This is a genomic window from Clostridium tagluense (assembly GCF_003865095.1).
Taxonomy (GTDB): Bacteria; Bacillota; Clostridia; order Clostridiales; family Clostridiaceae; genus Clostridium_AD; species Clostridium_AD tagluense.
Map to the genome: position 1 here is coordinate 20,667 of NZ_BHYK01000006.1, position 22,648 is coordinate 43,314.

General features: G+C 31.6%; 17 protein-coding genes and 2 pseudogenes. 1 reads left to right on the plus strand and 18 read right to left on the minus strand.

Features of this window, described 5'->3' with window-relative positions; translation table 11 throughout:
* Nucleotides 1-4: 4 nt before the first annotated feature.
* From Ctaglu_RS06765 to Ctaglu_RS06775, 3 genes are all read right to left on the minus strand, one after another.
* Nucleotides 5-1,363: a sigma-54-dependent transcriptional regulator gene (locus Ctaglu_RS06765; RefSeq protein ID WP_233439704.1), complete on the minus strand. Its 1,359-nt coding sequence runs from the start codon at nucleotides 1,361-1,363 to the stop codon at nucleotides 5-7.
* A complete protein-coding gene (locus tag Ctaglu_RS06770; protein ID WP_124999382.1) occupies nucleotides 1,347-2,858 on the minus strand; it encodes a sensor histidine kinase in 1,512 nt (503 codons plus the stop codon). The genes Ctaglu_RS06765 and Ctaglu_RS06770 overlap by 17 nt, the downstream gene beginning before the upstream one ends.
* Nucleotides 2,859-3,116: 258 nt before the next feature.
* Nucleotides 3,117-6,080, minus strand: a complete 2,964-nt coding sequence (locus tag Ctaglu_RS06775) for an Ig-like domain-containing protein (protein ID WP_124999384.1) — start codon at nucleotides 6,078-6,080, stop codon at nucleotides 3,117-3,119.
* Nucleotides 6,081-6,462: 382 nt separating this feature from the next.
* Between Ctaglu_RS06775 and Ctaglu_RS06780 the strand changes: the two genes are divergently transcribed.
* Entirely contained in the window at nucleotides 6,463-6,882 is a 420-nt protein-coding gene (locus Ctaglu_RS06780) for a hypothetical protein (RefSeq protein ID WP_124999387.1), read from the plus strand.
* 88 nt (nucleotides 6,883-6,970) lie between these two features.
* Here Ctaglu_RS06780 and Ctaglu_RS06785 read toward each other — a convergent pair whose 3' ends face one another.
* From Ctaglu_RS06785 to Ctaglu_RS06860, 15 genes and pseudogenes are all read right to left on the minus strand, one after another.
* Complete coding sequence (locus Ctaglu_RS06785) at nucleotides 6,971-7,588, minus strand: SLAP domain-containing protein (RefSeq protein WP_185732612.1); 618 nt, start codon at nucleotides 7,586-7,588, stop codon at nucleotides 6,971-6,973.
* A gap of 258 nt (nucleotides 7,589-7,846) precedes the next feature.
* Nucleotides 7,847-10,039, minus strand: a complete 2,193-nt coding sequence (locus Ctaglu_RS06790) for an S-layer homology domain-containing protein (RefSeq protein WP_124999391.1) — start codon at nucleotides 10,037-10,039, stop codon at nucleotides 7,847-7,849.
* A gap of 90 nt (nucleotides 10,040-10,129) precedes the next feature.
* A complete protein-coding gene (locus Ctaglu_RS06795; protein WP_124999394.1) occupies nucleotides 10,130-11,476 on the minus strand; it encodes a hypothetical protein in 1,347 nt (448 codons plus the stop codon).
* Nucleotides 11,477-12,419: 943 nt separating this feature from the next.
* Nucleotides 12,420-13,088 carry an ABC transporter ATP-binding protein gene (locus tag Ctaglu_RS06800; RefSeq protein WP_124999396.1) on the minus strand — a complete coding sequence of 223 codons (669 nt, stop codon included), beginning with the start codon at nucleotides 13,086-13,088 and terminating at the stop codon, nucleotides 12,420-12,422.
* Entirely contained in the window at nucleotides 13,081-14,235 is a 1,155-nt protein-coding gene (locus Ctaglu_RS06805; RefSeq protein ID WP_124999398.1) for an ABC transporter permease, read from the minus strand. Before Ctaglu_RS06805 ends, Ctaglu_RS06800 begins: the two co-directional genes overlap by 8 nt.
* 214 nt (nucleotides 14,236-14,449) lie before the next feature.
* On the minus strand, nucleotides 14,450-15,643 hold the full coding sequence (locus tag Ctaglu_RS06810; protein WP_124999400.1) for a hypothetical protein: 1,194 nt from the start codon (nucleotides 15,641-15,643) through the stop codon (nucleotides 14,450-14,452).
* A 144-nt stretch (nucleotides 15,644-15,787) separates the two neighbouring features.
* Nucleotides 15,788-16,111 carry a hypothetical protein gene (locus tag Ctaglu_RS06815; protein WP_124999402.1) on the minus strand — a complete coding sequence of 108 codons (324 nt, stop codon included), beginning with the start codon at nucleotides 16,109-16,111 and terminating at the stop codon, nucleotides 15,788-15,790.
* A 432-nt stretch (nucleotides 16,112-16,543) separates the two neighbouring features.
* Nucleotides 16,544-17,267, minus strand: a pseudogene (locus tag Ctaglu_RS06820) (Rpn family recombination-promoting nuclease/putative transposase).
* 181 nt (nucleotides 17,268-17,448) lie between these two features.
* Nucleotides 17,449-17,573: pseudogene (locus Ctaglu_RS25870) on the minus strand (dTDP-glucose 4,6-dehydratase); the annotation flags it as partial.
* 272 nt (nucleotides 17,574-17,845) lie between these two features.
* The gene (locus tag Ctaglu_RS06830) at nucleotides 17,846-18,166 is read right to left on the minus strand and encodes a type II toxin-antitoxin system RelE/ParE family toxin (RefSeq protein WP_124999404.1); all 321 of its coding nucleotides are present in this window, start codon (nucleotides 18,164-18,166) and stop codon (nucleotides 17,846-17,848) included.
* Nucleotides 18,153-18,419 carry a type II toxin-antitoxin system Phd/YefM family antitoxin gene (locus Ctaglu_RS06835; protein WP_124999406.1) on the minus strand — a complete coding sequence of 89 codons (267 nt, stop codon included), beginning with the start codon at nucleotides 18,417-18,419 and terminating at the stop codon, nucleotides 18,153-18,155. The genes Ctaglu_RS06830 and Ctaglu_RS06835 overlap by 14 nt, the downstream gene beginning before the upstream one ends.
* A 194-nt stretch (nucleotides 18,420-18,613) precedes the next feature.
* Nucleotides 18,614-19,666: a dTDP-glucose 4,6-dehydratase gene (gene rfbB, locus Ctaglu_RS06845; RefSeq protein ID WP_124999410.1), complete on the minus strand. Its 1,053-nt coding sequence runs from the start codon at nucleotides 19,664-19,666 to the stop codon at nucleotides 18,614-18,616.
* Nucleotides 19,667-19,672: 6 nt separating this feature from the next.
* Complete coding sequence (gene rfbC, locus Ctaglu_RS06850; RefSeq protein WP_124999412.1) at nucleotides 19,673-20,245, minus strand: dTDP-4-dehydrorhamnose 3,5-epimerase; 573 nt, start codon at nucleotides 20,243-20,245, stop codon at nucleotides 19,673-19,675.
* Between the two features lie 15 nt (nucleotides 20,246-20,260).
* Nucleotides 20,261-21,163 carry a glucose-1-phosphate thymidylyltransferase RfbA gene (rfbA, locus tag Ctaglu_RS06855; protein WP_124999414.1) on the minus strand — a complete coding sequence of 301 codons (903 nt, stop codon included), beginning with the start codon at nucleotides 21,161-21,163 and terminating at the stop codon, nucleotides 20,261-20,263.
* Between the two features lie 117 nt (nucleotides 21,164-21,280).
* Nucleotides 21,281-22,603 carry a nucleotide sugar dehydrogenase gene (locus Ctaglu_RS06860; protein ID WP_124999416.1) on the minus strand — a complete coding sequence of 441 codons (1,323 nt, stop codon included), beginning with the start codon at nucleotides 22,601-22,603 and terminating at the stop codon, nucleotides 21,281-21,283.
* Between the last annotated feature and the right edge of the window lie 45 nt (nucleotides 22,604-22,648).

Below are 22,648 nucleotides of genomic sequence, written 5' to 3' on the forward strand. Positions count from 1 at the left end.
AACATCAATTTATATGATATTTTTGCATCCTATAAATCAATGCAGATCTTGTAATCCCTAAAAGCCCAGCTGCCTTGCTCTGATTTTGTCCACTTAATTTCAGAGCTTTTAAAATCAACTCTTTTTCTACAGCTTCTAAATTTATACCTTCCTCTGGAAAATAAATGATTGGATCTTTAATATTTTTTCTTTGACCAATTATTTCCATAGGAAGACTGTTTAAACTAAGTATTTTTTCCTCACTTAAGATTACAATTCTTTCTACCACATTTTCAAGTTCGCGTATGTTGCCAGGCCAATGATAACTTTTAAGAAACTTAATGGCTTCAGGTGTTATTTTAGATATTTTTTCCACCGTATCATATTTTTTTATAAAATAATTTACTAAATCTATAATATCCTCTTTTCGGTGTCTTAAAGGTGGTAATTCAAGGGGTAACACATTTAATCTGTAATATAAATCTTTTCTAAAGGTTCCTTCTTCAATAGCCTCAGTTAAGCTCTTATTTGAAGTAGCAATAATTCTAACATTAATCTTAATATTGCTATTACTACCAACTCTTTGAAACTCTTTTTCCTCAATTAGTCTAAGTATCTTTGCTTGAACACTTAAGCTCATGTCTCCTACTTCCTCCAGAAAAATTGTTCCATTATCTGCCAACTCAAATTTTCCAAGAGTTCTTTCTATAGCTCCCATAGAATTGATTTTCTCGCTTCCAAACAATTCACTTTCAATTGATCTTTCATTCTCATTACTGCAGTTATAAACTACAAAAGCATAATTTTCTCTGCTACTTTTATGATGTATTCTTTTTGCAAGTAATTTTTTCCCAGTACCATTTTCACCAGTTATAAGCACTGTAGCTGAGGTTTCTGCCACCTGAGCAATAGAATTAAAAACTAAATTTACTCTTTCATTTTTACTTAAAAATCTGACGTCATCAATTTCCTTTATAACTTTACTTCTCAGATAAAACAGTTCTCCTCTAAGCCTGGCCATTTCCATAGCCTTTTCAGCTTGAAGCAATAGCTCATCCACATCAAAAGGTTTTGTAATATAATCAAAAGCTCCTCGTTTCATGCACTCTATGGCTGTATCTATGCTTCCGTGAGCTGTAATAATGATAACAGCTATGTGCTGTTGTATTTTTTTTAATTTTAATAGTAAGTCCATTCCATCTGTATCTGGAAGTCGTAAGTCTAAAAATATCAAATCATAACTTTGCCTTTGAATTTCTAAAAGTCCCGCTTTCCCAGAAAGACATAGTGAAACCTGGTTATTAGTGGGTTCAAAGGCTTTTTTAATGACCCAACCTACGTATTCTTCATCATCTATTACCAAAATCTTACCCAACAGTATCACCTTCCTTATTACTAATTGGCAATTCTACAACAAAATTTGACCCTTCTCCTTTTTTACTGGTAACTTTTATATATCCGCCATGCATTTCAATTATGCCGTTACTTATTGCAAGTCCGAGTCCTGTTCCCCTTGGCTTAGTGGTATAATAGGGATTAAATATGTTTTTGATTTCCACTTCATCCATACCTACTCCTGTATCTTCAAAATAGGTTCTTACCCATTTATCATCCTTTTCAGTTCTTATACTTAGAGTTTTTATACCTAGCGTCCCCACCTCTTCCATAGCCTCACAAGCATTTAAAATCATATTAACAAAAACCTGTTTGATTTTATCACAATCCATTAAAAGCTCAGGCATTTGTTCTTCTAATTCTAGATTAAGACTTACATGCTTTTCTCCAATATATTTATTAGTGAAGGACAAAACTCCTTTTATCAAAAAATTAACGTTAAGTTTCATCATTACCTGTTTTGATGGTCTTGCGTAATCTAGAAGTTCTTGGATAACGTTATTTTCTCTATCTGATTGTTCCTTAACTATTCTTACATACTCCTCTAAGCCCTCTACATTTTTAAAGTTCTTTTCCATAAGCTGAACAGTTCCTCTTATTATACTTAGTGGATTCCTTATTTCATGTGCTACTCCTGATATCATTTGTCCTAGGGACGCAAGCTTTTCTGACCTTTTTAGCTGTTCTTCTAACTCTTCTTTCTTTTCAAGGGAACTGGCCATAATATTAATGGATTTTGCAACCTTACCTATATCTCCATCCATGGGTTCAATCCTATAGGAGAGGTCACTTGTCATAAGCTCCAACCCTCTTCCAATTTTATAAATATTTTTATTTGAATTATTTACTATTATTATCATTAAAATCAATCCTACTATTAGCCCTATGGGACCAAAGATGCCCACGTATGCCAGTATTGGTCTCTCATAACGAAATTCAGGTGGAATAGCTGTAGCAGCCCAGGTTACAGCAGTAACTTCAGAATTATATTTTATGGCATGAAAACACATTAAAATTTCTCTGTTTTTATAGTTTATATATTGAACTTTATCCTTTTTCGTTCCTAGTACTTCATCTAAACTTTGAAAAAATTCACTTCCCGGTTGGTCCTCCGGTAATTTCATAGCATTGTTATGTATATTCCCAAATGTATATGTCTTTTTATATTTTGGTAGATAAATTCCTAGGCTTGTCTCTCTTACCGTTCTAGAAAAAGATTTAAGCTTTGAAGCTAATTCTTCTCCCTCTTTCGATGTATTGTCGCTATTTTGATTTAATTTATATAACTGCTCCTTATTCATACTTTCATCTATGTATAACAATAAATTGCTTTGCCTATCCTCTTGCATGGTCCTAAATACTTTTGAAGCTTTAGATGGAAACATAATACTCCAAGTTAATACCCCTGCCGGAACCATTAGCACTATTAATAATATTAGTATTATTTGAAACCTTAAGCCTTTATTTAAAATCCATTTCAGCATGCTTATCCCCACTTTTTATTAACATTGTGTTTAAAATTGTCTGTTTTTAAACTTTTTCTACCATTTTATGTTATTTTTTTTATTTTTATAATATGTAATACATTATATAACGAAAAAATGTACGAAAGCAAACAATGACTGTTTGTTTTCATACATTTTTTTAAATAGAATATATCACTAAGCAAAACATCTATCTATGGCGCAATAGGGGCTTTGCTAGCGTATTTTTACCATATTTACCCAGGGGCCTGACCCCTTTTATTTTGGTACTTCAATTTCTATAGTATATAAATTTCCTTTATAGAAACCTGTTACAGTTGTTTTTCCAGCTTTTACTGCTGTCACAAGACCAGAAGAACTTACTGTAGCTACTTCCTCATTTGCAGAAGTCCAGGTTGTATCAGCTTGTACTTCTTTTTCAATTCCGTACTGATCTTTGCCTATTAAAATAATCTGTTTTGTTGTTTCCATTTTTCCAATTACTAATTGTACTCCTGCTACACCTATATTTTCATCCACAGTGTCTTTAATTACTACTGTTGATTTATCAACTACTAGTGCATCATCAGAGAATGTTAAATATATTGAAGATGTTTTTCCATTAGCTGTAAGGATGCTTATTGTTACAACTGCATCAGTACCACCAATACCTGTTGTAGCATCATTTGCCTTAGCTTTAACAAATATTTCCGAACCAGATTTGGTTACAGTAACTAAATCAGAATCAGCAATTACGCTAATTGCACTTGCAGGAATGTCTATTAATCCACCATTTACTCTATAAGTTAATGCCACTGTTTGATCTTTCGTATCATCAGTTGAATTGTACACTTTATAACGATTTGCATCAAAGGCTATGGAGCTTATATTTGTGTTATCCCCAATAGTTACATTTACAGTTAGTTTTACATTAGCGTCAGCCACTGCTTTTAAAACTATTGTATCAGTTCCTGTTTTTTTACCAGTGTATGTTATATACATCTTTTTAGCTATTGCATCAAAGGAAACTGCCGCAGTAACTTTTGTATCATCTGTTGCCATTGCTGTTACCATTGTAGGATCAGTTATAACTTTTGAATATTGGTCAAGTAAAACTAATTCTTTTTTAACAGTAGCTCCAGGAATTACTGTAACAGCTGAATCTGCTAGAGTTATATTCTTTACTGAACTCTTAGCTTTTACAGTTACATTTAATGTATCTTTGATTACATCTGTTGCAGATATTGCCTTATTTCCAACTGTTACTGTTAATATTGTATCTGCAGTATAAGCATTTATAGGTGCTACATTTGGAGCAAATTTCACAGCTATTCCTTGCGCCTCTATTGAAGTAGCTTCTACAACTAGCCCTCTTGCATCTCGTTTGTAATAAACAAGGCTTGCAAAACTGGAAATAGCATTTGCACCATTTTTAGTTGAAATAGACCAATCTTTAATATCAGGAGTTATTTCATCACCTTTACTATCTTTTACACTAATCACTCTATAAACAGGCTCTGTAGCATTAGCTATTATACTATCCTGTGCAACGCTATTCCCAAATTCAATTGTTTTAATTGTTGTAAGTTCTGCTAAAGCTGCTATATCATAGGTTGCAGTTGTTCCATTAACGGTTACGCGTACCACATAGTTTCCACCAGCTATGGCATTAAATCTTAAGGTTTTAACTGCCTTTGTAGTTGCTAGTTGTCCATCTTTATCTAATTTTTCCACTATTACTTTGTCAGATACTATTCCATCTTTATAAACTACAGTGGTAACATTATTGGAAGTTACGTCTATAGCTTCACCATAAGTATTTCTTATCACTAAGTTTGCTGCTTGTTTTATATCAACTTTAAGTTTTTGTAATGTTATTGGCTCAATCTTTGTTGCGGTTGAATTTAATGTAGTTACCACATCAAATTTTGCTGATTTTATAGTACCTTCTGCATCAAATGTGGTTCCTACATATGGTGTAACTTCATAGGTCCCAACTTTTGTTGTTTTAGCATTGATTAGTATATCATTTTTGTCAGTACCATTACCACCTCTGAGTGCAGCTGAAACTGCTATATCACTTGCACCTGTATTTACAGTTTTTGGAGTTATGTTAAATTTAATCATATCCGCTGTTAATACAACACCATCATTTCTAGCTATTTTATTATATTTAATATTTTCATTATTAAACTGCGTAGTTGGATTTTCGGAAGTTAGCCTAAGTGCTGTAAGTTTAGCTGGTGCTACTATAACTGTATATGTAGCTTTAGCGCCATTAGCAATATTATATGCACTTATAGTTATTGTACCTGGTTTTGTAGCTGTGAATTCTACTTTATTTAACTGTGTATCATTATCACTTTGTGATTCATTTCCAAGTACCCCATTCTCATCTATTAAGTCCATGCCTGCATCTACTACCCATCTTACTAGTGTTTTACCTTTACCTGCATCTGACATTGGGTTGTTAAATTGATTTCTTATATCAGCTGTTAAAGTTACTTTTGCATCTCCTACTACTATACTATCTACTGATGGAGTTACTTTTGCAATTGACTTAGGAACAACTGCTCCATCTTTCTCCACTATGTACACAGAACTTATTGAAGCTAATAATTTAGCTGTTTTATCCCCTCCATCCTTATCAAATTTTTCCACTTTAATAACTACAGCGTCATTTTCAACTAATTCTTTTGCTATTGTGATTTTTGCCATATTATTCTCTGTTGCGAGTTTCACTTCTGTTGTTAAAGGCATTCCATTTACTGTGGCTGTTACTTTATAAGAAGAATCTGTTGCTATATTATAAGCTTTTCCATATTGATCTGATGCTGTTAAATATACAACATTAGATGTATTGTTGATTGCATTTGTTGCATTAGTAAATGTTGATAAATATGCTGCTTCTAGAGCACCTGATGCATCTTTATCTCCAGCATCAAATTTAATTTCTTTAGTAGCATTTTTATAAACTACTGCTGGTATAACACTTGCTTCTACTTTTAATCCACCTTCATTAGTAATCCACTTTCCGTCGAAATTTTTAATATAAACTGATCCACCTGCAACTATCGCGTTAGTTATTTCAACAATATTCGCTTGTGTATTAGCATAAGCTAAGTCAAAAGCTTTATTACCTATTACAACCGTACCACTGGACATTGAAGCAAAAGCTGAGAAGGATGTTGATCCTGCTATCATGAGTGTAGCAAGAGCGCACCCTGTAATTTTCTTATTCATATATTTATACCTCCATTGTTTTGTTTTATCTTTAATACTTTATATTAAGCTAATCAAATATTAATTGTGATTTTATGTACTATTAAATCATCACCTATGGTGCTAAATATGGTTAAAAATTATAGTTGTTAAAATTTTACCCCTTACCCTTAAATAACGATTAGTCCGACAATATAGTTGCACTTTTATAAATCTTATTATAATTAAACCATAAAAGGTCAATATATACATTAATTTTATAAACTTGTTTTCATTATTATTCTAAATATCAGATAAGAGTTTGTAGAAATAAAGGGGTAATTCTCCCTGTTGAATGGATGTTTTCTGTGAAAAACTTGACATTACCTCGAATCTTGACTAAAATTTTAATGAGGTGATTTTTTTGAAAAAATTTTTATACATTCCTATGGTATTAGGTATATCAATATTATTTGTTGCATGTGGTGCAAAAACTCCTGTTAATGCGAGTAAAGCTACCACTACTACACCTACTGCTACTACTAGTACTAAAATAATTTATACTCAAAAATTAACGTATCTTCCATCATATAATGGAGTACAACCAACTGAGTACACTCCTGCAAGCAAAAAATCAGCACTTGCTACTTCAACATATACTATAAAAAACACTACAGATATAAAGGTGTTTGAAGATTATCAAAATATTTTAAAAAAAGATGGATGGACCATTACAGATGCAAAAAAACACTATAGTATTTTTGCAAAAAAGGATAAGCATATGGCAAGTATTATAATTCAAAAATCCAGCAAAGATGTAATACTACAAGTTACGTCAAAATAGTATAGTAATTTTACTTAAATATAAGTAGGTTTGTGTAAATAATTTACACAAACCTACTTATATTTCCTACTATTTTGCATATTTAATTTTACCCAGTAAAAATTATATCCCATTTTTCCAAATTAATAGTACTTTCTTTCAGCTTTTCTTTACTTACTATAGTTTCAAATATTCCTATTTTTCCTGGATTCACTATTGCATCTATATCAACTTCTTCTTCTATTATTAATGATTTGTTTGCATCTGTCAATTTTAGTGATATTTGCGGTAAATTTAACCGTAATTTAGCTCCATTATGTATTACTAATGTAATCTTTATGTCTCCATCTTCTGTTTCACTAACGCTATATGGATATATCATACTCCATCCGGTTTCTTTGAGATCTTTCCCCTCTAAAAATCCTAGGATTTTATTTATCTGCGCCTCTGATAGCCCTTCTGGTATTTTTTCAAAGGTATCAATTAAATTTTCCTCTTTAGCTTCCTCTTTAGCAATAGTATTTACTATCTTAATACTATCTTCACTAGTTTTACAATTAATTATTATTTTTCCATCCTCATTAACCTTAAATGCACAAGCATTTTCTTTGTCTGCACTATATAATTCTGTTGAAGGAACTGTAATACTAACAATGGAGGTTGTATCGGAAATATCAATAACTACACTGTTATTAGAGCCTTTTTTGAAATTTATAACATCATTCATATATTTTTCTCCTCTCATTAAAATAGTATTTAAATTTTACATTGTACTCAAACAAGCTCAAAGATGAACTTGTCCTTCTATAACATATGTTTTAATTTTATCATTGTTTTAAGTATTATAAAAGCTTTTTATACTTTTCCATTCTTTTACAAGTGCCTGTCACCCGCCATTTTTTTACAAGTGCCTGACCCCTCTTTAAAAAGGCCCTGTGGAGAGCATCTCCACAGGGCCTTTGATTAAAATATTCATTTACTATTTCTATTTAGAAATAGCAGCGTCTTTAACAATGTTGCCATTGCCATCTGCTAAGTTTGTAGCTTTAAGTTCAACAGTAATTGTATCTGTTAATGAGTAATCGTTAGTAGTTTTAATAGCTAATTTACCATTAGCAATTGTAACAACTGCAGTAACCACAGTTCCATTGACTTTCACTATAACTCCACTTGGAGTTGTATTACCTACAAGTAATTCTGAGAAATCAACAGTGAAATTTTTGCTATCAACTACAATTATTTTAGAAGCTACTGGAGCAACATTTTCTTTTAATGGAACTTGAGCAGTTGCTTTGCCATCTTTCAAAGTGTTTCCAATTGCATCTATAACATTCTTAGCTTCAAGACCATAATTACCATTAGCAGTAATAGATCCTTCAGGTAATGTGAATCTTACTTTCTTAGTACCATCAACAAACTGAAGTTCAGTTCCTGCTTGCAATGCTTTTCCTCCAAGAGTATAATTAAATGCTGTTGTAGCTGAAGTAGTAACATTGGTAGCATACTCAACAGTAAATACTTTACTATTAGTAGGATCTACTACAACAGGTGTAGTGCTAGCAAATGCTAATGAAGCTGTAACTGTTCCAGGTGAAGTTTGGAAAATGCTAGATGAAGCATTAAATGCAATAACACTTGCATTTACATTTCCAGACAAGTCTGATACGGATCCAGCAGCTAATTCGAAAGTGTATGCGGAGTTACTATCTAAGTCCATATCAACTTTAATAGTATTTAGCTCAGCACCTTCAATTTTACCGTTAGCATCAACATCAAAACCAGCTCCAGTAACTTCATTTACATTTGTTACAGTTCCAGCAGTGTAAACAATGCCATTCTTAGTTTTAAGAGTTAATGCACCGTTAATTTTTACAGGCTCATTGAAAGTAAGATATAAAGCATCTTTATCTGTATTAACCGCTGTATCATCAGCTACTAACATTTTTGTTGAAGTAGATGAAAGAGTAGCAGGAGTTGAATCTTTAGTTAGAGTAGCATTGAATTCAAATGCATCTCCAGCATTCAATGCTAGGTCTTTTTGTCCTTCTATTTTAACTGTTGTATTTATAAATTTCTCTGAAGCCAATACAGATACTGCATCTACAGTGAATTTAGTTTTATCAGTAGTATCTTTAATTTGAGCATCAGTCAAGTAGAAAACACTAGTTCCTACAGTTACTTTTGCATACTCTTCAATAGAAGCGTTACCATCAAGGTTTTGCTTAGATAATTCCTCTGAGAAATCGAAAGTGATTTCTGTACCATTAACAGTAGAAGTTACAGTTGGCTTTGAACTATCAACTACTAGCCTGTCTACTGTGAAGTTAACAGCCATAGGGTTGGAGATATTACCTGCTGCGTCAGTTGCTCCAATAATATCTACTTTATAAGACTTATCAGCAGTTAACCCTGTGATTGTTAGCATATTATCAACTAAAGTATATTGAGTACCAGAAAGCTGAACACCATCTAAGCTTACTGTTCCTTCATTTTGCATAGGCTCATCAAAAGTGATAACCGCTGTAGTTCCTTTTGCTGCAACAGATTTAACTGATGCTGAAGTTGTATCTGCAAATGTTAGAAGTGTATTGAACTCAGCTGTTAAAACGGTAACATCTGATTTTGTTTTGATTGGTGAAACAGTTACTTTAGCATTTGAAACTTTTAACTCAGTTTTAGTTGTTAACGTAACAGTCTTACCATCTTCTGAAACTACTGCCTTCGTGATATCCATGCCTGCTACAGCATATTTTGTTATAATTGCAGCATCTATTGCGTCAACTGCTTTGTTAAATTTAACTTCAAGAGTTTTAGCATTAATTGCATTTACTGCTGTAACTGATGTTGTAGTCACTATATCTGTATCTTTAGCATCAAAATTAGTTTCTATTCCATCCGCATTTTTATAAACTACAACTGGTATAACACTTGCATTTACTAGGAGTCCTGTAGTATTGTCTATCCAATTTCCTTGGAAATCTTTAATGTAAACTGCTCCACCTGCAATTATTGCATTAGTGATTTCAGTAAGATTTTTCACATCATTAGCATAAGCTAAGTCAAAAGCTTTGTTTCCTATCACAACAGTACCATTTGCCATTGCAGCAAAAGCTGAGAAAGATGTTGTTCCTGCTATGATTACAGCAGCAAGAACTGAACTTGTAATTTTTTTATTCATATATTTCTACCTCCATTATTTTAGTTGATTTTTCTTATTAACTACCCTTAATCAGATATTAATTAAGGATTAAAGTTCTTTTAAAAGTTATTAGTTAGCAGCTACTAAAGCTACTTCGTTTGTTGCAATTACTGTTCCAGCTTCATTTATTAATTTAACATTAACTTTGTCTCCAGAAGCTTTTCCAGGGAAAACTGTTGTAGCTGTTCCAAGAACTTCTATAGCTGATAAAGCTTCTGTACCATTAAATACTTGGTATTTAACTGCGTCTTTTAGAGTTGATGTAACAGTTACTAATGACCCAAATGTAGCAGGTTTTACTGTTGCTTTAACTTCTACTGTACTCGGATCTACTGGTTCTACTGGTACAACTGCAATTGTTCCTGATTGTCCTAAAGCAGCTTCTATAACTTTAAGTTCCTTTGCACTTGCATCAAATAATTTAACACTTACTTTATCACCAGAAACTTTAGCTGGGAAAACTGTTGTAGCAGTTCCTAAGTTACTCATAGATGATATAGCGCTTGTACCATTAAATATTTGGTATTGCGTAGCTGTAGCAAAGTTCTTAATGCCATCTGCTGTCATAGTTACATTTACTAATGATCCAAATGTAGCTTCTTTAACAGTAGTATCAAATACTTTTACTGTATCTTCTGCTCTAACAGTTAGCATTATTGTTTTCCAAGCTTCATATGTTCCATATGTTGAACCTTGATTATGGTCTGTTCTGTCTTGTGCTAAGTATTTTCCCCAAGTTGTTGATTTTTCTGTATTTGCATGTATAACAACCATGTAAGTTCCTGGTTTTGTGAATGTGTATGATGGAGTTTCTTGATAAGTAGTTACTCTCTTTGTCCATACTCCAGTGGATGGATCCATTATATGCATTGCATATTTGTATGGTCCTTCGATTCCGCCTATTCCTTCTATTTTATTAAAAGTTAATTTCATTCCATTAACTGTATAATCTGCTTTTCCGTCAGCGTATACTCTATTTGCATCATCTTTAGCTACACAATTTAGTTCTGCTACATAGTAACTATCAAAGTCACCGTTTTTGTTTGATTTAACGCCTGTCTTTCCAGCTTTTTTTACCCAAACTGAAAGCTGTTGCTTTCCTAGTGTGAATTTTTTTGTTTCTGGTAACGCATATGGTGTTTTAGAATCTACTGCTGCACCATATCCACTTGTTAATTCATTCCACTGTTTACCGTCGAAAAGGAATGCTCTATATTGTACTAGGCCTTCATATTTTGATGAAGTTACTGTAAATTTTTCAGTGTCCCCTACCACTAGTGGTGAATGTTCTACTCCAACATAATTTACTACTGGAACAACTACTGCCTCGGCCTTTGCGGTAACGTTACCTAAAACTCCAACCATTACAAATAATGCTGCCATAAATATACTTAATGTTCTTTTGATTCTTTTCATATGTTTGTCCCTCCCATTAATAGATATTTTTTATTTTATATAAAAATAAAAACATAATTATAATTGTAGTCTTTTTAAAGAGTACAATTAGCTTTTCTTTAATTACGCGCCCCCTAGGTAGCCATTTTTTGTTACTATAAAAGGTCACGAGTAAGTTTTATAGTAAGATTGTAATTAAAGACTTCAATGTGCTTGTGATATTTTTTATTCCTACCGCATTTTCAATAAAATTCTTAAATCCGGAGAACAATTACAATGCTTATTTCAAATTTCTACAATTTTCATATTATTATTCTATTATATACCATATTTCGTCAAATTTCAACTATGGTTGTGGCATATTAAAATAGTATTTTAGTTTTTTACCTTATGATATTAAAGTTTGTCCTATTAATTCCATCAGAAAAAATCGTATCCTTCTTTTCCGTATTCTAAAATCTCTTTTAGCTTTGAATCCTTTAATAGGCTAGTCCTAGATAATATTTCTTAAAATACATTTGGATTTAAATAACAAACTAATTGTATTATACTAGAAATATGTCGAATTTCAACAGGTAAGTTAAACCATTATTTAATGTAAATTATTCATTATCAATAATTGCACTAATGTAATTAACTATTTTCTAGAATTGCTTTAAATTCCAGTCGTATATTGTCGAAATGATAATAAATAAAAAAAATTGCTAAAATCTTTAGTTTATATGAAACAACCCTATTTTTTAAACTTAATTATTAAAATTTTGGGCAGAAATTATTTAAGGATAAGTTTAGCTCCTGTCTTTGGGAATATATTCCTAACTTCCATTCGACATTTTTTGCAGTAAAATAATTATATATTTTTTTCATTAATTAATGATTTTGTCAATTTCACAGATAAATTATCCTGTGATATATAAAAAAAATAGTGCCCTAAAGGCACTATTTTCTTTGTAGTTTGATTGCTTTAAATTACACCATCTTTTATTTCAATTATTCTATCTGTTTTTTTTGCTATTCTTTCATCATGAGTTATTATTATAAAGGTAGTTCCAAAATTTTTATTTATATCTCTAAATATATTGTATATAACTTCAGAGCAGTGAGAATCCAAATTCCCCGTAGGCTCATCTGCCAGTATTATTTTAGGGTTATTCATAAGTGCCCTAGCAATTGCTACCCTTTGTTGCTCTCCCCCGGACAAATCATATACTTTGTTATGCTTAACCGCTGGAAGTCCCACTAGTTCAAGAAGCTCTTTTGCTTTTTCACGAGTTTTTCTTCCAGAAAATAAATTTCTTATAGAGTGTGGCATAAGCACATTTTCCAATGCATTAAACTCTGGCAATAAATAATGAAATTGAAATACAAAACCTATCTCTCTATTTCTAATAGAGGCTAAAGACCTTCTACTCATTTTGTCTATTCTTTTACCTTCCATTTCTACTTGTCCACTTGTAGGCTTGTCCAGCATTCCTATTATATTTAATAATGAAGTTTTACCACTACCAGATTCTCCTATAATAGCATTAAGAGATCCCTTATCAATAGATAAATTTATATTATTTAATACTTGTGTTTTAACTCTTCTGCCATAAATCTTATTGATATTTTTCAGTTGTATAATACTATCCATTTTTTATGACCTCCACAGGCGTTAATTTAAAGGATTTTATAGCTGGAAAAAATGCTGCTAGCGTTGAGGCAATTACATCAATAATGCATAATTTAATTATAAAGCTATAATTTATAATTATCTTAACTATAGGTGTTCCATCTGAGGAAACTATATATCTATTAAAGCCTCTTATATATATATAGGTTAAAGCCACACCAAGGCAAGTACCAACTATACCTAATATAAAAGCTTGAATTAAAAATATAGCACCAGCCGAACCATCTTTTATACCCATGGCCTTTAAAATACCTATTTGCTTGTATTTTTGAACCACACTTATACCCATTATACTTATTATACTTAAAACAGCTGCAATCATTACGCAAAGTTGAATTACTATACTACATACTTTTTCGCCCATTATAGCACTTACTAATAGTTTATTTTGATCTTTCCAATTTTCTATCTTTAAATTTTTGTCTTTTAGCCCTGTTTCTATTTTGGTTGCAATAGAATCTGCATTATAAGGATCGCTTGTAGATAATTGCATAGAGCTTGCAGCATCACCAACCCCCGCCAAATCTTGAGCAGTTTTTAAATCTGTAATAACTAAAATTTTATTAACCTTTATTGTATCTAAATCATAAAATCCTACCACTTTTATTCCCATATTCTTTCCATCAGGGGTTATTACATCAATATTATCATTTATTTTTAAGCCTAATTTTTCACTAAGTTCCTTTCCTAATATTGCTTCTTTAGGATTTTGGATGGTTCTTCCCTTATAAATTTTATTTTTTATATTATATAACGAATCCAAATCTTTAGAAATAAATCCTCTAATTTGAATTGCTTCAACCATATCCTTACGCTTAATAGATGCAGCATACTCCACTACGGGCGCCACCGATGTTATTTTACTATCCAGTTTTCTAATTTTGGCTTCCTTTTCATGATAATTTTCTATTATACTATTCTTAGGGTAGATTGTTATATGAGTGGAATTCCCAACCACTTTATCCAGCAATGTAGTTTCAAGTCCCATACTTAGCAGCCCAACGAATATTTGTACTGAAATCCCTATGGCAATACCTAAAATTATTACTAATGTTTGAATCTTACTGTTTATTAAAAATCTCCAGGCTATTTTTAAAGCTGTAAACATATTGTTTAGCCTCCACTATCCATTTTTTTAATCTTCATGCTTAATTGGCTTTTACTTTGAAATCATTATATTAATTCCAATTCTTCTATCATATCATATTTTTTTATAAATAAATAACTAATTCGCTAATTTTCGACCCATTAGCCCTAAAATTAAAAAAATAAAGCTATCAAAATACATGAGAAGTATTTTGATAGCTTTTATTTTAATGCTCTTATACTCCAAAAATATCTCTTAGCAATTGAAGATTGCTACCTTCAACATTAGAAGCTAATGCATACTTGACTTTGTTTTTGCTACCTGCATTTAATGCACTATACATAGACTTAACATAAGCTTGCTCTGAGCTAGAATTATAGGAAGGATCGGATGCCATCTTATCCATAGTTGACTGCATTGTTGATATTATCTGCTTCTCTTTTGAAGTCTCTACCTGAGAATAGGCACCGTTTAGATCCTCCGCAGCTTTAATTAATGCACCTCGCCTAACCTGGTTTTGCCTCTGAGATATCTTTTCCTTTTCAGCTGCAGCATTTTCAACCATTTTGGCCTCTGCTTTTATTTTTTCTAATTCTTTCTTTTTCGCGCCGTCTGTTGTTTTATTAATAGCCTCATTAAGCTCAGAAATAGTATCACTTATAGCTTTTTTCTTTTCTTCTATAGATTTCCCCTTAACCTCTTCTATGATGCCTTGAATTTCTTTTGCTTTTGCTTTTTCTGCAGCATTCATAAGTGCAGTGGCACTTTGTATTTTCTCCTTAACTGAAGCTAGTTGTTTATCTATTTCTTTCTCACTCATTTTATTAAGATCTGCAAATGAAGTTTTTTTACCCTGAGTCAAGGCTACAGCTAAAATTTTATTATCTTTAATTTTAAGACTATTTATCTTAAAAGGAATTATGCTTGGATTAATTTTTATTAAATTGTCCTCAACATAAATTCTCTCATTTTTAAGCTTTAATATTTGGGACATTACTAATTTTTTAGGTAGTGTAAGCTTGCCAATTTTGAAGTTATCAGCAGTATATGTAATTTCCCCATTAGAAAAATCTATTTTCCCCTTGGAGGACAATAACAAATCAAGCTTCTTGTAAGTGATAGGAGCCTTAATTAAAATCTCGTCATTATAAATTTGAATACTAACTCCTGTAAGGGTTACGTTTCCTTTGCTTATAGGCTTTGCAAAATATAAGCTACTTAACTCATCTATATTCTTTTGAGTTAATTCAAATTGCCCACCTTTTACCTGTACATTTTTAAGTTTATCTATAGCCTCTGTGGAAGTGGTTTTTTTAAGTACTACTCCACCATTATATAATATAAGGTATGAAAAAATTGCTAGCACTCCTACTAAAGTAATTACTGCCCATATTAATTTGTTTTTCCTTAACTTCTTAGTTGTATGCATATACTCCTCCCTTTACTTTTATAGTTATATAATACCACAATTACTATAATTTTTGAATTAAATATAGCATATCCTTCTCTTCACGACGAAAAAAAACCACTGAAATATATTTAAATATTTTAGTGGTCAGCGCCTTGCTAGTTTTTATTTAATAGATCTTATTTGACTAATAAAATTTTCATGTTCTTCAACTTCTCCAGTTAATTTTGTAACCTTACCTTGTATGTCAGAAAGTATATGCATCATTTTATCTTGTTCTGCTCTTGTTACTTTAGCATTTTCTTCTAACCCTCTTTGCATTATATACACTTCATCTTGTCTTTTGTCCATACTATCTTGCTTTTGTTGCATACTATCTTGCTTTCGTTCCATACTATCTTGCTTTCGTTCCATACTATCTTGCTTTCGTTCCATACTGTCTAACTTGGCCAATACCAATTCAAACATCTGTTTTGTTTCTTTATCCATTTTAACACCACCATTTATATTATCCTATGCTATTCTAATCAGATTATATCATTATAAGTTTTTTTTATCAATACACAAAACTTACATGTTTTATACAAAAGAAGAGAAAGGTCCGACTGCGTTCTTGCTGCTGCTACTTAAGTTAAACTGAATCTTTACATATATCAATCTTATCAACATACTATTGCAAAGTGATTCTTAAAGACAAAAAAACTACCGAAAATATATACTTCTATAAATTTCAGCAGTTCCACTCTCTGGCTACCGCCAAGTTTTTTTGTTTCTATGCTTTTCTCTACTTTTCTACCCAACTTCACATCTAGTTGTATTTACAGGCATTTTATACGTATCATAATAAACCTTAACCATTAAATCTGCACCTGTTTTACTTGAAGAATATGGGCCGCCTTGCTACTCAAGGGGTACTACTTGTTATTGCATCATTTTCTTTTTTATTTCTATTATTTTTTCTATTGAAAGCTCAGAACCTTTAGCAACTTGTTCAACTGACAATCCCATATTCAAGAAATTTTCTGCTACCTTTATTTTGCCTTTTTCAATTCCTTTTTCAATTCCTTCATCCTTAGCAGAACTAATCATATTAGCCCTCTCATGAAGTGATCTTTCTCTTGCTTTATAAAGTTCTAATGTCTTTGGATCACTACTTAGATATTCTATTTTTTCTTCTGCTTTTCTAATATCAATATCCATGTCCATCAACTCCTTTAATTCTTCTTTACTTATATCTTCTCTAAAGAAGGATAACCACCTTTGAAGCTTATCTTCTTTTAAATTCTTATTTTTTAATTTTCTAAATTTCTCCATTTCTATAAAGTGAATCTCTACAACGTCGGTTAGCATGTAGTCTTTGACTTCATCTTCCCATAGATGAAATGTTGTGCTGATTTGTTAACTGCACTTCTATTTCAAGCTGTGTGCCATCTTCTGTTTTAGCTCTAACATCTATTATGCCTGTCTTATCTCCGATTAATTCAGGTGTTAGCTCTTTATTTTCAACTATTTCTAGTGTTACTAATTTATCTCTATCTTTTTTACTTAGGATTGCATTAAGTAGTGCTATTAGATTATCTTTTGTTTCTTCCTCACCAAAGGTTTTCTTGAAGATGAAGTCATTTAAAGGCTTTAATCTTTCCATATAATCATTCCTTCCTATATTCTTATTTTATCAGAAGATTACATTTAATTCTACACTATTACACTATTAATAAACTAATGTCGTGAATTTAACAACGAAAAAACTACCAAAACGTGGATGGCACTATTTTATTTTAAAAAAACTCTTAGAGTTAAATCGCCTAAGAGTCACATTATATAAATTATTTTTCATACATATTATTATAATAATTTTGGTACTCACCTGACGTAATATTATCCATCCACTGTTTATTGTCTAAATTCCATTTTATTGTTTTGGCAATCCTACTTCAAAGGTAGTTTCAGGCTACCATCGGTATGCTTAAATAGTCTGCACTGCCGGCTGGGATTACAGTTTAAATATGCGCACCATCCATAGGATAACACCTATATAGGTTAGAAATTTACGCATATTATAGTTTCCTTTAATCTTAAACCATTCTCCAAGGTTTTATTTACATTCTTTTACAAGTGCCTGTCACCCTATATCTTTCTGTATTTCTAGCAGTTCCATATCTAAGGATTCTACTTCAAATGCTTCTAAAATGGACTTCCAAGCTGCATCAAAATCATGTTTTCTTACATTAAGTTCTCATAATCTCTAGCTCCGTATAAAATTCGCATTATTATTACCTGTTTTTCGGTTTCATTCACTAAATAAAATACAATATAATTATCTACTATGAATCTACGATAACCTCTTGTTTTTAATGCTTCATCTAAAACATGACTGCAAGAAAAAGGAAATTGTTTTAACCTCATTATCTCTGTTTCTATTTTTCCCATCAGATCATTTGCTGTATTTTCGGCAAATAATTTATTAACTATATACTCATAAATCTGATCTAAATCTTCCTGCGCAACTGGTGTGAATTTTATTTTATATTCATTTATCGGCATATTTTTTCCTCAATTTCTTAAAAACTTCCTCACCATCTAGTAAAGTTATCCCATCTGAAATCTGTGCTTCAGCTTCAGCAAGTTTTTTGTACACTCCTACTATGGCAAGTTGAGATTCATAGGTTTCTATACTCATTACAACCAAATCTCCATAACCATTTTTAGTAATGAAAATAGGTTCTCGTTTTTTATGGCACATCTCAGATATTTCATTTGTATTTCTCAAATCTGTTATCGGTCTTATTACTGGCATAGAACATCACCTCTTTCTAATATCTAATTATTTTCATTATTATAGCATAATTATGTACAAAATGCACTTCCTCTTTTTTACCTAAGATAATGTCATGAAACAATCTTTTAACAACGAAAAAAACCACCAAAATATATTCAGTAGTTTCCCTCCAAAGTCTTAGAGTTAAGTCCCTAAGAGCTTCATTATATAAATTATTTTTCATACATATTATTGTAATATTTTTGGTACTCACCTGATGTAATGTTATCCATCCACTCTTTATTGTCTAAATTCCATTTTATTGTCCTGGCAATTCCTACTTCAAAGGTAGTTTCAGGTTGCCATCCTAATTCTTCTTTTATCTTAGCTGGATCTATTCCGTATCTCATATCATGACCTTTTCTATCTTCAACATAAGTTATTAGTTTTTCTGTTATTTCACTATCTACACTTCCGTTTAAATAATTTATAACAGTTTTTACTATTTGCATATTAGTTCGCTCGTTGTGTCCGCCTATATTATAAACTTCCCCTACTCTGCCACTATTTATAACCATATCTATAGCTTTGCAATGGTCGACCACATATAACCAATCTCTTATGTTCATTCCATCGCCGTATACTGGTAGATTTTTATGATTTAAGCAATTGTTTATTAGGAGCGGTATTAATTTTTCTGGAAATTGATATGGTCCATAGTTGTTTGAACATCTAGTTGTATTTACAGGCATTTTATATGTGTCATAATAAGCCTTAACCATTAGATCTGCACCTGTTTTACTTGAAGAATATGGACTATGTGGGTCTAGTGGTGTAGTTTCAAGGAAGAATCCTGTAGCACCAAGTGATCCATATACTTCATCCGTAGATACTTGCATAAACTTCTTGCCTTCTTTAAATCCATCTCCAATTGCCCATGCATTTTTAGCTACATTTAAAAGGTTTACAGTACCTAAAACATTTGTCTTTACAAATATTTCTGGTTCTTTTATGCTTCTATCTACATGGGATTCTGCTGCAAAGTTTACAACATAATCAATATCAATTTCTGCAAATAATTTTTCTACTAACTCTTTATCACATATATCTCCTTGAACAAAAGTATAGTTTTTATTGTTTTCTATCTCTTTCAAGTTTTCTAAATTTCCTGCATAAGTTAATTTGTCTAAATTTATAATTTTTATATCTGAATATTTATTTAACATATAATGAACAAAATTCGCACCTATAAATCCAGCCCCACCTGTTACTAAATAAGTTTTCATAAACGCCTACACCCCTTTATATTCAAATGGTATTTCTAAATCTTTTAGTTTCTTTTGCAACTTATCCTTGTCTGACAATAAAATCTCTTCTATACCTTCAAGTGGCCATTCTATAGCTATATCTTCATCATTCCATAGTACTCCACTATCATATTCAGGAGCATAGTAATCTGTGCATTTATAATTAAATACAGCCATATCTGACATAACTAAAAATCCATGAGCAAATCCTTCTGGAACATAAAACTGTTTCTTATTTTCAGCTGTAAGGATTACTCCTTCCCATTTTCCAAAGGTAGGTGAACCCTTTCTTAAATCTACGGCTACATCAAAAACTTGTCCCTCTGTAACTCGAACTAATTTACCCTGAGTATGTTTAGTTTGAAAATGAAGTCCTCTTAGTACTCCTTTTTTAGACTTTGATTCATTATCTTGAACAAATTCCATAGTAAGGCCGGCTTCAAAAAAATCATTTTTGTTATAAGTCTCCATAAAATATCCTCTATTGTCACCAAAAACTTTAGGCTCAATTATGTACATACCATTTATCTTAGTTTCTATAAAATTAAAGTTTTCCATAAATACCTCCATTAATTACTCTATTGCAGCGGCTGCTTCTAAATTAGCTTTATTATACTCATCAGCAATTTGCACTAAATACTTACCATATTCAGTTTTCATTAATGGTTCTGCTATCTTTAAAAGTTCTTCTCTATTTATAAAACCATTTCTATAAGCTATCTCTTCTATACAAGCTACATATAACCCTTGCCTAGTTTGAATAGCTTCAACAAAATTAGCTGCATCCAGTAGTCCCCTATGAGTTCCTGTATCAAGCCAAGCCATGCCTCTGCCAAAAAGCTCAACTTTCAAATTACCCCGCCTTAAATATTCATTATTTACTGCTGTTATTTCTATTTCTCCTCTATCAGAAGGCTTAATATTTTTAGCAATATCTATTACAGCGTTATCATAGAAATATAAACCTGGAACTGCATAATTTGATTTTGGTTTTTGAGGTTTTTCCTCTATAGATACTACATTATTATCTTTATCAAATTCAACAACGCCAAATTCATTTGGATTACTTACATGATAACCAAAAATAGTAGCCCCCTCTCTTTCTGATGCCCTCATTAATCTTTCAGTAAAGCCATAACCATGGAAAATATTATCTCCAAGTACTAAAGCTACCTTATCATTTCCTATGAAATCTTCTCCAATAATAAATGCATCTGCAAGTCCTCTTGGCTCTTCTTGAATCGCATATTGTAGTTTAAGTCCTATATCACTTCCATCACCTAGTAATTCTTCAAATGTTACTACATCTCTTGGTGTTGAAATAATTAATATTTCTTTTATACCTGCGAGCATTAATACGGATAATGGGTAATATATCATTGGCTTATCGTATATTGGTAATATTTGTTTTGATACTGCTTTTGTTACTGGATATAGTCTTGTACCGGAACCACCGGCTAAAATAATACCTTTCATATTTTACCTCCTTCGTATAAGTTTTAGATAGTATTAATACTGTCATGATTTCGTAAAATAAGGCATTCAATATTATAAAATAGTTTACAATGGTTGCATGCCTTACTTAAATTACTCTTAAAGTTTATTTATTTTTTCTCTATTATTTATAACATGCTTTGTAGCGTTTCTAGTGTCATATAATAAACCGGCTTCTGCTACAATTTTTTCATAATCATACTCACTATGATCTGTAGTTATTATTACTATATCTGCATTTTTTATTTCATTTCCCCAATTTACAGTTACATATTCTTTGCCCTTGTGCATAAATTTTGGGATAAAGGGATCATCTATAATTATGTCAGCACCATTCTTTTCTAATTGATCAATAACCTTTAATGTTGGTGATTCTCTCATATCATCTATATCTTTCTTATAAGCTGCACCCATAAGAAGAACTTTTGCTCCATTTAAAGCTTTTTTCTGACCATTTAAAAGTTTCATAACATTCTCAAGCACAAATTCAGGCATATAATCGTTAATTATACCTGATGCTTCTATTAATTTCGTATGATAATCAAACTCTTTTGCTTTCCACTCTAGGTAGAATGGATCAAGCGGTATACAGTGTCCGCCGAGTCCTGGGCCTGGATAGAATGGCATAAACCCATAAGGTTTAGTTTTAGCTGCATCTATTACTTCCCATATATCAATATTCATCCTTTTGCACAAAATAGCCATTTCATTTGCTAAAGCAATATTTATATTTCTGAAAGTGTTTTCAAGAATTTTTTCCATTTCAGCTACTGCTGGAGAAGACACTTCCAATATACCTCCCTCTAGCACGCTTCTGTATAACATTCCAGCTACTTCAGTACAATCCTTAGTACATCCTCCAACTACCTTTGGAGTATTTTTTGTATTAAACTGTTTATTTCCTGGATCGATTCTTTCTGGAGAAAACGCCAAGAAAAAGTCTACTCCACATTTAAGTCCCGATTCTTCTAGTATTGGTCTTAGTACCTCTTCAGTTGTTCCTGGGTATGTAGTGCTTTCGAGTACTACTAACATTCCCCTATGTAAATACTTAGCTACACTTCTGGTTGATTCCACTACATATGATAAATCCGGTTGCTTATATAAATCTAGTGGTGTAGGAACAGCGATGCATACAGTATCAACATCCTTAACAAATCTAAAATCTGTAGTAGCTTTAAGTTTCCCCTCGCATACTAATCTAGTTAAATCACAATCTACAATATCACCAATGTAATTGCGTCCTTCATTTATCATTTTAACCTTCTGTTCTTGAACATCAAATCCAATTACTTCATATCCTACTTTAGCTTTCTCTACAGCTAGTGGCAATCCTACATAACCGAGCCCTACTACACCAAGTTTAGCTGTTTTATTTTTTAATTTTAGTAATAACTCGTCTTTTAAATGTACAATTTTCATTTGTCCTCCTTAAAATCTAATAAAATATTATAGTATTGACTTTTA